Consider the following 12640-nt stretch of genomic DNA (forward strand, 5'->3'; position numbering starts at 1 on the left):
GGGGTTGTTTCCCCTTCCGTGTCAGGGTTGATCCATCTGAACGCGGGCAAACGCGCTCGCGGGAGGAAAAAACGGGGTTACCCATGAGCGGCGCAAAAGTCCGCCCGTCAGTCGCAGCTGACTTCGAATCTGATGCCTTGAAAAAGGCGTTCGCAGAACAACTTGGCGCGGACGCCCCCGCCGCCGAGGGCTTCCTGGTCCAGGTGGTCGACGACTGCGCTCCCGACGAGCTTGTCGGGCTTTCCGGGGCCGACATCGCCCGCATCCTGGCCGACTTCTGGCGCTTCGCCAGCGGCGAGGCCGCCGCCGACCCTGCCATTCGCCTGCGCCGCGCCATTGGCGAAGGCGATCGCGAGCTGGCTTACGACCTACTCGAGATCGTCCAGCCCGACCGGCCCTTCCTGGTCGATTCCATCATGGGCGAGATCGCCGATCTGGGCTTCTCGGTCCGCGCCATGTTCCACCCGGTGGTGGAGCTGGGCGGCGTTCGCCGCTCGATGATCCAGGTCCATCTGGACCCGGTGGGCGAGGATCGCGAAGAGGCCCTGGTCGCCGCCCTGCACGCCACCCTGGCCGATGTGAAGGTGGCCGTGGAGGATTTCTCCGGCATGCGCGCGCTCATGCGCCGCACCGTCGAGGAGCTTCGCGCCGCCCCCGCCCCGGAATCGGCGGCCGAGCGTGAGGAACTGATCGCGTTCCTGTCGTGGCTCGAGGACGACCATTTCGTCTTCCTCGGCGCGCGCACCTACGAGTATCCGCGCACCGCTGACGGCGGCTATGCGGCCGAAGAGCCCCTGTACCAGCCCGAAGGCAGCCTCGGCGTCCTTCGCGACCAGAATCGCGCCGTCCTGCGCCGCGCCAGCGAGCCGGCCATACTGTCGGCCCAGCTGCGCAAGCACCTGGAGATCGGCGACCCGGTGGTGGTGGCCAAGTCCAACCTGCGCTCGCGGGTCCATCGTCGCGCCTACATGGACTATGTGGGGGTCAAGCGTTACGGCGCGGACGGCAAGCCGGCGGGCGAGATTCGCTTCGTCGGCCTGTTCACCGCCGAGGGGTACGAGACCCCCGCGCACGACGTGCCGCTGATCCGGCGCAAGATCGCCGGTGTCACCGAGCGCGCCGGCTATGCGTCCGGCAGCCACAACGCCAAGCGCCTGCGCAACATCGTCGAGACCTATCCCCGGGACGAGCTGTTCCAGATGGGCGAGGACGAGCTGCTCGATATCTCGCTGGGCGTGCTGCACCTCTATGACCGCCCGCGCGTGCGGCTGTTCGTCCGCCGCGACCCCTTCGACCGCTTCGTGTCGGTCCTGCTGTTCGTGCCGCGCGATCGCTATGACAGCGGCGTCCGCGCCCGGGCCGGCGCCCTTCTGGCCCAAGCCTTCGGCGGCCGGGTCTCGGCCTATTATCCCAGCTTCTCCGACGCGCCCCTGGCGCGGGTCCACTACATCATCGGCGTGGCTCCGGGCGATCACTTGAATCCGGACCTGCCGGCCGTCGAGGCCCAGATCGCCGAGACCGCCCGCACCTGGGAGGACCGCTTCGAGGCGGCGGCCCGCGCCGGCGGCGTGGCTCCCGGCGCCGTGGGCGAGACCCTGGCCCGCTACGCCAGCGCCTTCTCGCCCGGCTATCGCGACGCCTATGACGCCGCCGAGGCCCTGGCCGACATGGCGGTGATCGAGGACATGACCGCCGACGAGCCGGTCCGCGTCCGCGCCTTCCGCGCGCCGACCGACACGCCGTTGCAGCTGCGCTTCAAGCTCTATCGCCCCAACGAGGCCGCGCCCCTGGCCAACGTTCTGCCGATCCTCGAGCACATGGGCATGAAGGCCCTGATCGAGGAGGGCAACAAGGTCACGCCCCTGGGCCCCGACGGCGCGCCGCGCCCGGTCTGGGTCCACGAGTTCCTGCTGCAGGACGACCACGGCGAACACCTGGTCTTCGCTGACGCCAAGGCGCCCTTCGAGGCGGCCTTCACCGCGGTCTGGACCGGCGTCACCGAAAGCGACGGCTTCAACCGCCTGGTGCTGGAGCTTGGCGTCTCCTGGCGCGAGGCCGCCCTGATCCGCGCCCTGGCGAAATATCGCCAGCAAAGCGGGCTCGATCCCAGCCAGGCCGTGCAGGAGGAGGCTCTCAGCGCCCACCCCGGCGTCGCCCGCCTGATCCTCGACCTGTTCCGCACCAAGTTCGATCCGGCTATCGCCCAGGACACCGACGCGCGCGCCTCCCAGGCCCAGGCCATCATGGCCCAGATCGTCGAGGCCCTGCAGGCCGTGGCCAGTCTGGACCACGACCGCGTCCTGCGCCGCCTGGCCCTGCTGGTCGGCGCGGTGAAGCGGACCAACTTCTACCAGCTAGGCGACGACGGCGCCCCCAAGCCGCACATCAGCTTCAAGGTCGCCAGCCGCGAGCTGGACGACCTGCCGGCGCCCAAGCCCTATCGCGAGATCTTCGTCTGGGCCCCGCACGTCGAGGGCGTTCACCTGCGCTTCGGTCCGGTCGCCCGCGGCGGCCTGCGCTGGTCCGATCGTCGTGACGACTTCCGCACCGAGGTCCTCGGCCTGGTGAAGGCCCAACAGGTCAAGAACGCGGTGATCGTGCCCGTCGGCTCCAAGGGCGGCTTCTATCCGAAGTCCCTGCCGCGCGGCGGCACGCCCGAGGAAACCCGCGCGACGGCCATCGTCGCCTACAAGACCTTCCTGTCCGGCCTGCTCGACATCACCGACAATCTGGGCGCCGACGGCGAGGTCATCCGCCCGGCCGGCGTCATCGCCCATGACGGCGACGATCCCTATCTGGTGGTCGCCGCCGACAAGGGCACGGCCACCTTCTCCGACATCGCCAACGGGCTGGCCGACGACTACGGCTTCTGGCTGGGCGACGCCTTCGCCTCCGGCGGCTCGGTGGGCTACGACCACAAGGTCATGGGCATCACCGCCCGCGGGGCGTGGGAAGCGGTCAAGCGCCACTTCCGCGAGCTGGGCAAGGACATCCAGACCGAGCCCTTCACCGTGGTCGGCGTCGGGGACATGAGCGGCGACGTGTTCGGCAACGGCATGCTGCTGTCCAAGGCGACCAGGCTGCTGGCGGCCTTCGACCATCGTCACATCTTCCTCGACCCCGATCCCGACCCGGCGGCCTCGTGGGCCGAGCGCGACCGCATGTTCAAGCTGCCGCGCTCGTCCTGGGACGACTATGACCGCAGCAAGATCTCCAAGGGCGGCGGCGTCTTCGCCCGGTCCCTGAAGACCATTCCGCTGTCGCCGGAAGTCCAGGCCATGCTCGACCTGAAGGCCGAGGAGGTCTCTCCGGCCGAGCTGATGACCGCCATCCTCAAGAGCCGCGCCGAGCTGCTCTATCTCGGCGGCATCGGCACCTATGTGAAGGCCAAGGGCGAGACCAACGCCGAGGCGGGCGACAAGGCCAATGACGCCGTTCGCGTCAATGGCGCCGACCTGCGGGCCAAGGTGGTGGGCGAGGGCGCCAATCTGGGCCTGACCCAGGCTGGCCGCATCGAGTTCGCCCGAAACGGCGGCCGCATCAACACTGACGCCATCGACAACTCCGCCGGGGTCGACAGTTCCGACCACGAGGTCAACATCAAGATCCTCACCGGCATGGTCGAGCGGGGCGGCAAGCTGAACCGGCCCGACCGCAACACCCTGCTGGCTTCGATGACCGACGAGGTCGCCGAACATGTGCTGGTACACAATTACGACCAGACCTTGGCCCTGACCCTGGCCCAGCAGGGCGGGGCGGCGGACCTGGACGCCTACCAACGGTTCATGGCTGACCTGGAACAGCGCGGCCGCCTGGACCGCAAGGTCGAGGGCCTGCCCGACGCCACGGCTCTGGCCGAGCGCGCCCAGACCGGCAAGGGTCTGACCCGGCCGGAGCTGGCCGTCTTGCTGGCCTACTCCAAGATCGACCTGTTCGACGACATGGTCGCCTCGACCGGTCCCGACGACGCCTTCTTCGAAACCACCCTCAAGGCCTATTTCCCCAAGGCTCTGGGCAAGTTCGAGGACGAGATGAAGCGCCACCGCCTGCGGCGCGAGATCATCTCGACGGTGCTGTCCAACGAGATCGTCAACCTGTGCGGCCCGACCTTCGCCCAGCGCCTGCGCGCCGCGGCCGGTTGCGACACCCGCGCCCTGGTCCTGGCCTTCGAGGCGGCCCGGCGCATATTCCGCCTGGACGAAGCCTGGGATTCCATCGCGGCCCTGGACCTCAAGATTCCGGCGGCGGCCCAGACGGCCCTGTTCGCGGAAGTCTCGCTGGTCCTGCGTCGCCAGACCTTCTGGCTGGCCCGCCGCGCCACGCGCGGCGACGTCACGGTCCAGGGCCTGATCGACGGCTACCGGCCCGCCGCCGACGCCTTGCTGGGCGAAGGCGCGGCCTTGCTGTCGCCGCTGGAACAGAAGAGCTTGGCCAAGCGGGCCAAGGCCTTCGTCGCCCTCGGCGCGCCGGAGGACCTGGCCCAGGCCATCGCCGCCCTGCGCACCATGACCAGCGTCAGCGACGTGGCGGATCTGGCCTGGAAACAGGGCTGGACCGCCCAGCAGGCCGGCCGCCTCTATCACCGCGTCGGCTCGGCCTTCGCCTTCGACCGCCTGCGGGCGGCGGCGGGAACCCTGCCGGCCGGCGACGCCTTCGAGCGCATGGCCATCCGTCGCCTGATCGAGGACCTGCTCGCCGAGCAGGCCGGCCTCAGCGAGGCGGTGATGAAGTTCTCCGCCAACGCCCAGGCCGGCGACAGCCTTGAGGCCGCCAAGACGGCGGTGGCCTCCTGGTCCGCCCTGCGAGCCGATCCCGTCCGCGCGGCCAAGAAGGCGGTGGACGAGATCGAGGCCGCCGGCGGCGACTGGAGCTTCGCCAAGCTGACCATCGCCAACGGCGCCCTGCGCGAGGTGGTGGCGGTCGCTTAAGCGAGACCGGCTGTGAGGGCGCGGGCGAAAAAGGCTCGCGTCCGCTCGGCGTAGTCGGGGCGGTGGCGCGTGCGCGGATCGCTGGCGCGGTCGTCGTCGAAGGCGTGGGTGGCGTCGTCGAACTTCAGGGTCTCGACGCCCACCCCGTCTGCGGTCAGTCGGGCCAGGGCTTTCTCGGCGGGCTTGAAGCCGACCACCTGATCCTTGCCGCCCAGCACGGCCGCCACGCGTGGCGCGCGGTCGCCCCAGCCCCGCCGCAGGGCGACGCTGAACGGTCCGGCATAGGGATAGACCAGAAACGCCGTCTTCAAACGGCTCAAGGCCGACAGATCAACGTCGATCAGGCCGGTCGCGCGTGTCGTGGCCGGGGTCAGGGCCAGGGCGTCCAGGATCGTCCAGCCCCCATGGCTCCAGCCGCCGACGGCCACATGATCGGCGTCGGCCCAGTCCTGGCCTTTCAGCCAGTGCAGCATGGCGAAGATATCGGCCGCCCGCTGCTGGCCATGCACGCCAAGACCGGTGCAGACCACCAGATGGGCGGTCACCCGCGACAGGCCGCGAGGGGTGAACGAGTCCACGATCACCGCCGCGAACCCGGCCTGCACCGCCGCGTCGGCGTAGTTCTGCATGAAGGGCTGCAGCCCCCCGCAGCCGTGCATCAGCAGCACGACCGGGAACGGGCCGGGTCCTTCGGGCCTGGTCACCTGGATGTTCGTCGCCAGCCGGTCAGCCCAGCCGGCGACAGTCAAAGACTGGCCCTTAATGACGGAACACCCGCACGCCGGTGAAGGCCATGGTCAGGCCCGCCTTGTCGGCGGCCTCGATCACCTCGGCGTCGCGCATGGAGCCGCCCGGCTGGATGATCGCCGTGGCGCCGGCTTCGGCCGCCTGGATCAGGCCGTCGGCGAAGGGGAAGAAGGCTTCCGAGGCGCAGGCGCAGCCCGTCAGGTCCAGGCCAAAATCGGCTGCGCGCAGGGCCGCGATACGGGCTGAGTCCTTGCGGTTCATCTGGCCGGCGCCGACGCCCAGGGTCTGGCCGTTGCGGGCGTACACAATGGCGTTGGATTTCACGTGCTTGCCGACGGTGAAGGCGAACAGCATGTCGCGCACTTCCGTCTCGGTGGGCTGGCGCTTGGTGACGATCTTCAGGTCCGACGCCTTGATGCGGGCGTCGTCGCGCGACTGCACCAGGAAACCGCCGGAGACCGACTTGAATGTTTCGCCGGGAGCCAGCGGATCGGGCAGGCCGCCGGTGACCAGCAGGCGCAGGTTCTTCTTGGCCGCGAACACAGCCACCGCGTCCTCGTCGGCTTCCGGCGCGATCACCACCTCGGTGAAGATGTCCACCATGGCCTCGGCCGCGGCGCGGTCCAGGCGGCGGTTGACCGCCACGATGCCCCCGAAGGCCGAGGTCGGGTCGCAGGCCAGGGCCCGCTCATAGGCCTCGCGCAGGCTCGACCCCGTGGCCACGCCGCAAGGATTGGCGTGCTTGATGATCGCCACCGCCGGCGCCTCGGCCGGATCGAACTCGGCGATCAGCTCGAAGGCCGCGTCGGTGTCGTTGATGTTGTTGTAGCTCAGTTCCTTGCCCTGCAGCTGGGTGGCCGTGGCCACGCCGATGCGCGGGCTGGGATAGGTGTAGAAGGCCGCCTTCTGGTGCGGGTTTTCGCCATAGCGCATGGTCTGGGCCAGATTGCCGGCGATGGACTTGCGGGCGGGGAAGTCCTGGCCCAGCTGGCCGGCGAACCAGCCGCTGATCGCCGCGTCATAGGCCGCCGTGCGGGCATAGGCGCGGGCCGCCAGGGTCTGGCGCAGGGCCAGGGTGGTCCCGCCAGCCTTCAGGGCCTCCAGCACCTCGGCCAGGTCGGACGGTTCGGTGCAGACGGCCACATAGCCGTGGTTCTTGGCCGCCGAACGGATCATGGCCGGGCCGCCGATGTCGATGTTCTCGACGCATTCGGCGTAGGAGCCGCCCTTCGCGACGGTGGCCTCGAACGGATAGAGGTTCACGTACAGGATATCGATGGCGCCGATGCCGTGGTCGGCCATGGCCTTGGCGTGATCGGCCGCGTCGCGCACGCCCAGCAGGCCGCCGTGAACGATGGGATGCAGGGTCTTGACCCGGCCGTCCATCATCTCGGGAAAGCCCGTCAGGTCCGAGACATCCTTCACCGGCAGGCCGGCCGCCGCGATCGCCGCCTTGGTGCCGCCGGTGGAGACCAGCTCCACCCCCGCCTCGTGCAGGACCTTGGCCGCCTCGACCAGGCCGGTCTTGTCGGAGACCGACAGCAGGGCGCGCTTGGGCGCGACGAGATCGGGAGCGGAAGGATAGTCAGGGGCGGCGGGCACGGCGGACTCCGGGGTTCGGTTGAACGAATAGGAGCCCAGGCGCGCGGCATATCAAGCTTCGCGCTTCCCGGTGGTTACCCACCTTCAACGCCAGTCACGCGAGGCGGGCGGAAAATAGGCCAGGGGGCGGGGGAGTCAACGCCGCGCCTTCAAGTCTCCGCCCGCGTCAGCTTCCAGCGGATGCGGGCGCCCTTGTCCAGGCGGGCCTGGCTGCGCAGGACGATCTGGGTGGAGCGGCGGGCGACGCCGTTCTCGAAGTGGACCGACGGCTCCACCGCCACGTCCACCGCGTCGTTCCTCAGCCACCAGCCGATATTGGACGGGCCCTTGATCAGCACGCTCTTGTGGTCGCGCGCCACGCTGGCCCGGGCGTCGGGGTGCAGGTGGAAACGGACGGAGAAGGGGGCGTAGCGGCGCGGGCCGTCGCCCTTGGGCGCACGCACCGGGCTCAGGCGATCCTCGCCGCGCAGCTCGTCGCCGTTGGTGTCCACATAGAGCCGCCGCTCATGGGTCAGGCCAAAGCGGCTGACCCAGCCGTCATGGGCCAGATCCAGCCACAAGCCGGCCTCGGTCTCGTGCCGCCGCACGTCCACCCGCCGCGCGCCGCCGGCCAGGCGCGGGCCCAGCAGGGTGGCGATGAAGCCGCGCAGGGGCGCGCCGGCCGAAACGTCGCCCACCGCGATGGTCGAGGCCGCGTCGGTCAGGCGAAAGGCGTGGGGGGCGGCGGCGTCCGGGCTCCAGCCCGCATTGGTGATCAGCCGGTCCTTACCGCAGACGATCTCGATGGCCAGGGGCTGGCCGCAGGCCGACAGGCCCAACTCGCCCCGCGCCGGGGCGCCAGCGTCGACCATCAACTGCAGGGTCTTGCCGGTCAGCTTCTGATAGCCGGCGTTCAGGGCCTGTTCGGGCGGCCGGGTCTCGCCGTCGTCGTGGGCAAGCGCCGCCGCAATACGGGCCTTGTCCACCGCCTCGCCGCCCTGGAAGCAGGCCAGGGCCCCGTCCGCCAGGGTGAAGAAGCGCGCGGCCCCGGTCAGGCGGTCGATGGCCCGCGAAAGGGCTTCCGGCGCGGCGCGGCCACGCTGCACCAAGGCGTCGTCCAGAGTCAGCAGGTCGAACAACAGCTCCAGCCCCGCCTGGGGCGAGCGGGTGGCGTGGCCGCCGTCGGCCAGGACGATCTGCGGCAGCAGGCGTTCGAGCCGGCCGAGGGCCCTCTCGAAGATCTGCTCGCCCGTGGGTCCGGCCAGGACGCAGCCGGCCGTGGCGGCGGCGGCCAGGCGTTCGGCGGCGCGGCCCTTGTCATGGGTGATCTGCAGCAGGTGGCGCGCCTGGCGGGCCAGGTCCTGCGCCAGTTGCGCGCCCTCGGCGTCCGAGGCGACGGCGTTCAACGCCCGCGCCGCGCAGGCCAGGTTCAGCACCCGGCGGTCCAGCACCTCGGCGCTCCAGGCGAAGCTGTTCCAGCGGCCGAAGATCCGCCGCCAATCCAGATAGAGCCGCAGCCCCTGCCGCGCGCCCGCCTCGCCGGTGGCCAGCAGATCCGGCAGCCAGGCGAAGCGATGCAGCACCACGGCGAAGCGCCGCGTGGGGCTGGGCTTGTTCCAGGGATCGCCCGCCGGCCCCAGGTGCAGGGCCGAACCGCCCAGGAGGAACGCCCCGCCCAGGATCTGGCGGCCGCGCTCGGGGCTGATGGGGCGGGGGTCGCGGGGGTGGGCCGACAGGCCCTCGGGCTTGCGGCCCGACAGGGTCAGCAGGTGCGGCGGCGAGCCGAACCATTCCAGCTCCACCTGCCGGCGCAGGCCGTTGGAGAAGGCGGCGAAGGGTCCGCCGCCCAAGCGGGCGGCGAAGTCGGGAACCACGCGTGCAAGGGGCGCCCGTTCGTCCATCCCGGCGATCAGCCGCCCTTCAGGGCGCGGATATTGGCGGCGTAGGCGTCGGGGCCGCCCTTGAACACCGCGCTGCCGGCGACCAGGGCGGTGGCCCCGGCGTTGACGCAGTCGCGGGCCGTGATCGGGTTCACCCCGCCGTCGACCTCCAGCTGGATATCGCGACCGCTGGCGTCGATCATGGCCCGCAGGCGCTCGACCTTTTTCAGCTGCGAGGTGATGAAGCTTTGGCCCCCAAAGCCCGGATTGACCGACATCACCAGCAAAAGGTCGATGTCCTCCATCATCCACTCGATGGTCTCGACCGGGGTCGAGGGGTTGAACACCACCCCCGCCTTGGCGCCGAGCTGGCGGATCAGCTGCAGGGTGCGGTTCAGGTGTGGGCCGGCCTCGGGGTGGACGCTGACATAGTCCGCGCCCGCCGCCACGAAGGCCTCGATGTATGGATCGGCCGGGGCGATCATCAGATGGACGTCGAAGGGCAGGGCGCTATGCGGGCGCAGGGCCTTCACCACATCGGGGCCGATGGTGATGTTGGGCACGAAATGGCCGTCCATCACGTCGATATGGACCCAGTCGGCGCCAGCGGCGGTGATCGCACGCACCTCCTCGCCGAGCTTGGCGAAGTCGGAGGCGAGAATCGACGGGGCGATGAGCGGGGTCTGACCGGACATGGGTGAGGCTTAGCGCTCGTCGCCTTTTGCTACAAGCTTAAGGGGCCTTGACCAATCGGGCGGCGAAGAAGCCGTCCGCCCCGCCCGGTATATGGTGCGGCAGGATGCGCAGCATGCCCTCGGCCGTGACGCTCGCGGCTGGCGCGCCGCCCTCGCCGGGCTCGACCGGAACGAGCTTGAAATCGGTGCGCCGGGCCAGGAAGGCGCGGACCTGCGCCTCGCCTTCCTCAGGCTCAAGCGAGCAGACGCAATAGACCAGCCGTCCGCCGGGCTTTGTCTTGTCGGCGGCGGCGTCCAGCAGGCGCGACTGCACCGCCGCCAGGCTGGCGATGTCGGTGGGCCGCGCCGCCCACAGCACGTCGGGGTGGCGGCGGAAGGTGCCGGTGGCCGTACACGGCGCGTCCAGCAGCACGGCGTCGAAGGTGCGTTCGTCCTGCCAGGCCCCAGCGTCGGCGGCGACGATCTCGGCGCCCGAGCCGATGCGGGCCAGGTTCTCTGTCACCCGCTTCAGGCGCGGGGCGGAGCGATCCACGGCCACCACCTTGGCTCCGGCGGCGGCCATCTGCATGGTCTTGCCGCCCGGCGCGGCGCACAGGTCCAGGGCGGTCTCGCCGGCTTTGACGTGCAGCAGGCGGGTCGGGATGGCGGCGGCGGCGTCCTGCACCCACCAGCGGCCGTCCTCGAAGGCCGGCCAAGTCGCCACATCGCCGCGCAGGGCGGTGCGCAGGGTGCCGCCGGGCAGGATTTCGGCCGGCAGGGCCTCGGCCAGGGCCGCCACGTCGTCGGGATCGCGGGGCGTCAGGTCGGTGGCCGGCTCGGCGGCGATGGTCAGGGCGATGGCCGCGGCGTCTTCATCGCCAAAGGCCGAGCGCCAGCGGGCATAGAGCCAGTCGGGCGCCAGGGCGGCGGGGTCCAGCGCCGGCTTGCCGTCGCGCAGCAGGCCGCGCAGCACGGCGTTGACCAGGCCCTTGAAGGCCTTGGTCTCCTTGCGGGCGTCCGCAAGATCGACGGTCGTGGTCACCGCCGCGAATTCCGGCACGTCCAGGAAGAAGGCCTGGGTCGCGCCCAGCCGCAGCAGGGTGCGGATTCGCGCCGGCGGCTCGCGCTGCAGCTTGGGGGCCAGGATGCGGTCCACCATGCCCAGGTGGCGCAGGGTGGCCAGGGCCAGGGCGCGGGCGAAGGCGCGGTCGCGCCCTTCCAGCCGGGTGAAGGCGCCCGTGGTCTGGGCTTCGTCGAGGCCCGCGCGTCGCGCCAGGGCCGCCTCGATCAGGTCGCAGGCGGCGGCGCGGGGGGCCAGTTCATGAGAGGATTCAGAGGTCACCCGCGGGCCGTGCCTCAAGGCGCGGCCCGAGGCAAGGACTTTAGGCCGCTCTGCGCCAGGCGCTCAGCACTGCGATGACGAAGGCGATCATGCCGGCGAAGGCGATCAGCGAGGTGATCCCGACGATGGGCTCCATCCCCGCGTTCCCCTTCAGCAACAGGGCCAGGGCGGGCGCCATGGCGATGGCGCCGACGGTGGAGAGGCTGAAGTTGACCCAGCCCAGCTTGACCGGCGCGCGGTCGCCCAGCAGGGCGTAGAACCCCCCCATCAGGAACAGGCTCACCCAACCCAGCAGGTTCAGGTGGGCGTGGGCCGGAAAGGTGGTGTGGTCGTGCGTGGCGCCCATATAGACGCCCCAGGCCATGCCGATCAGGCCGCAAAGGGCGCCGGCGGTGAAAAAGGCCATCGAAAGTCGAGACATGGTAAAACTCCCCCTAGAGCGACGCCCTCATGCCAGCGTTGGGCGAACGCCGCAACCGCTTCACATGCGAACTAATTCACTTTTGGACGAAGCTATGGACGAGAACGACATCGGCGCCGCCCCGGGCAAGACCCTGACCCCCGCCGCTCGCCGCGCCCTGGAAGAGGCCGCCGCGCGCCGGGCGGCCGAGGAAAGCCAGGCCCGCGCCGCAGAGGAAGGCGGTCCCGCCGGTCCAGAACCCACCCGCTTCGGCGACTGGGAGCGCAAGGGAATCGCGGTGGATTTCTAGGCTAGCTGCAGGCCCGCCATCTCGGCGACGACCTTTAAGGCCGCCTCACGCGGATCATTGGCCGCCGTGATCGGCCGGCCGCAGACCAGATGGCTCGCCCCATTGGCCAGGGCGTCGGCCGGGGTCGCGGCCCGCGCCTGATCGTTCTTGGCCGACCAGGCCGGCCGCACGCCGGGCGTCACCACCAGGAAATCGGGTCCGGCGATCTCGCGGGCCAGGGCGGCCTCCAACGGGCTGGCCACCACGCCGTCGACCCCGGCCTCCACCGCCTGGCGGATACGCTTGGCCACCAGGTCGCGGGCGCTCTCGCGATAGCCCATCTCCACCAGGTCCGCCTCCGATAGGCTGGTCAGCACCGTGACGGCCAGGATTTTCAGGCCGGACTGGCCCCGACCCGCCACCGCCGCCTTCATCACCTGCGGCGTCGCATGGACGGTGAGCAGGTCGCAGCCGGCGCCGGCCAGCACCGCCGTGGATCGGCGCACGGTCTCGCCGATGTCGTGCAGCTTCCAGTCCAGGAAAACCTGCTTGCGCTGGGCCTTGAGTTCGCCCGCCAGGGTCATGCCGTCGCTGGCCAGCAGTTCCAGCCCCACCTTGTAGAACGACACCGCGTCCCCAAGCCGCTCCACCATGGCCCGCGCCTCGTCGGTGGACGGCAGGTCGAGGGGGACGATCAGACGGGGATCGGCGGTCATGGTCACGCTCCGGGCATGGCGCGCGCGAGGGGGTATCGCCTAGAGTGCTGGCGACTCGCGACGGGCGCGGGGACAAGTTGAGG

General features: G+C 70.6%; 9 protein-coding genes and 1 riboswitch. Of the genes, 2 read left to right on the forward strand and 7 right to left on the reverse strand.

The window, feature by feature from the left end:
* Positions 1-83 precede the first annotated feature (83 nt).
* The gene (locus tag O5K31_RS00430; RefSeq protein WP_269715163.1) at positions 84-4928 is read left to right on the forward strand and encodes an NAD-glutamate dehydrogenase; all 4845 of its coding nucleotides are present in this window, start codon (positions 84-86) and stop codon (positions 4926-4928) included.
* Here O5K31_RS00430 and O5K31_RS00435 read toward each other — a convergent pair.
* The 6 genes from O5K31_RS00435 to O5K31_RS00460 all read right to left on the reverse strand — a co-directional run bounded on the left by O5K31_RS00435 (position 4925) and on the right by O5K31_RS00460 (position 11573).
* Positions 4925-5677 (reverse strand): dienelactone hydrolase family protein, encoded by a 753-nt coding sequence (locus O5K31_RS00435; protein ID WP_269715164.1) that lies wholly within the window; start codon positions 5675-5677, stop codon positions 4925-4927. The genes O5K31_RS00430 and O5K31_RS00435 overlap by 4 nt on opposite strands.
* 10 nt (positions 5678-5687) lie before the next feature.
* Complete coding sequence (purH, locus tag O5K31_RS00440; protein WP_269715165.1) at positions 5688-7277, reverse strand: bifunctional phosphoribosylaminoimidazolecarboxamide formyltransferase/IMP cyclohydrolase; 1590 nt, start codon at positions 7275-7277, stop codon at positions 5688-5690.
* 26 nt (positions 7278-7303) lie between these two features.
* Positions 7304-7385, reverse strand: a riboswitch (ZMP/ZTP riboswitch).
* Positions 7386-7426: 41 nt separating this feature from the next.
* A complete protein-coding gene (locus tag O5K31_RS00445) occupies positions 7427-9157 on the reverse strand; it encodes a heparinase II/III family protein (protein WP_269715166.1) in 1731 nt (576 codons plus the stop codon).
* An 8-nt stretch (positions 9158-9165) separates the two neighbouring features.
* The gene (rpe, locus tag O5K31_RS00450) at positions 9166-9831 is read right to left on the reverse strand and encodes a ribulose-phosphate 3-epimerase (protein ID WP_269715167.1); all 666 of its coding nucleotides are present in this window, start codon (positions 9829-9831) and stop codon (positions 9166-9168) included.
* A 37-nt stretch (positions 9832-9868) separates the two neighbouring features.
* Positions 9869-11152, reverse strand: a complete 1284-nt coding sequence (locus tag O5K31_RS00455) for an RsmB/NOP family class I SAM-dependent RNA methyltransferase (protein ID WP_269715168.1) — start codon at positions 11150-11152, stop codon at positions 9869-9871.
* Between the two features lie 40 nt (positions 11153-11192).
* Positions 11193-11573 carry a hypothetical protein gene (locus tag O5K31_RS00460; protein ID WP_269715169.1) on the reverse strand — a complete coding sequence of 127 codons (381 nt, stop codon included), beginning with the start codon at positions 11571-11573 and terminating at the stop codon, positions 11193-11195.
* 64 nt (positions 11574-11637) lie between these two features.
* On the opposite strand from O5K31_RS00460, the gene O5K31_RS00465 reads away from it, so the two are divergent.
* Positions 11638-11862, forward strand: a complete 225-nt coding sequence (locus tag O5K31_RS00465) for a DUF1674 domain-containing protein (RefSeq protein ID WP_269715170.1) — start codon at positions 11638-11640, stop codon at positions 11860-11862.
* Here O5K31_RS00465 and pyrF read toward each other — a convergent pair.
* On the reverse strand, positions 11859-12557 hold the full coding sequence (gene pyrF / locus O5K31_RS00470; protein WP_269715171.1) for an orotidine-5'-phosphate decarboxylase: 699 nt from the start codon (positions 12555-12557) through the stop codon (positions 11859-11861). The genes O5K31_RS00465 and pyrF overlap by 4 nt on opposite strands.
* Positions 12558-12640 lie beyond the last annotated feature (83 nt).

The sequence above is a fragment of the Caulobacter sp. NIBR2454 genome (assembly GCF_027474405.1).
In the GTDB taxonomy this organism is placed as follows: domain Bacteria; phylum Pseudomonadota; class Alphaproteobacteria; order Caulobacterales; family Caulobacteraceae; genus Caulobacter.

Coding starts and splice junctions, on each gene's coding strand:
- O5K31_RS00430 (WP_269715163.1), top strand. CDS start 84: ATGAGCGGCGCAAAAGTCCGCCCGTCAGTCGCAGCTGACTTCGAATCT.
- O5K31_RS00445 (WP_269715166.1), bottom strand. CDS start 9,157: ATGGACGAACGGGCGCCCCTTGCACGCGTGGTTCCCGACTTCGCCGCC.
- rpe (WP_269715167.1), bottom strand. CDS start 9,831: ATGTCCGGTCAGACCCCGCTCATCGCCCCGTCGATTCTCGCCTCCGAC.
- O5K31_RS00460 (WP_269715169.1), bottom strand. CDS start 11,573: ATGTCTCGACTTTCGATGGCCTTTTTCACCGCCGGCGCCCTTTGCGGC.
- O5K31_RS00465 (WP_269715170.1), top strand. CDS start 11,638: ATGCGAACTAATTCACTTTTGGACGAAGCTATGGACGAGAACGACATC.
- pyrF (WP_269715171.1), bottom strand. CDS start 12,557: ATGACCGCCGATCCCCGTCTGATCGTCCCCCTCGACCTGCCGTCCACC.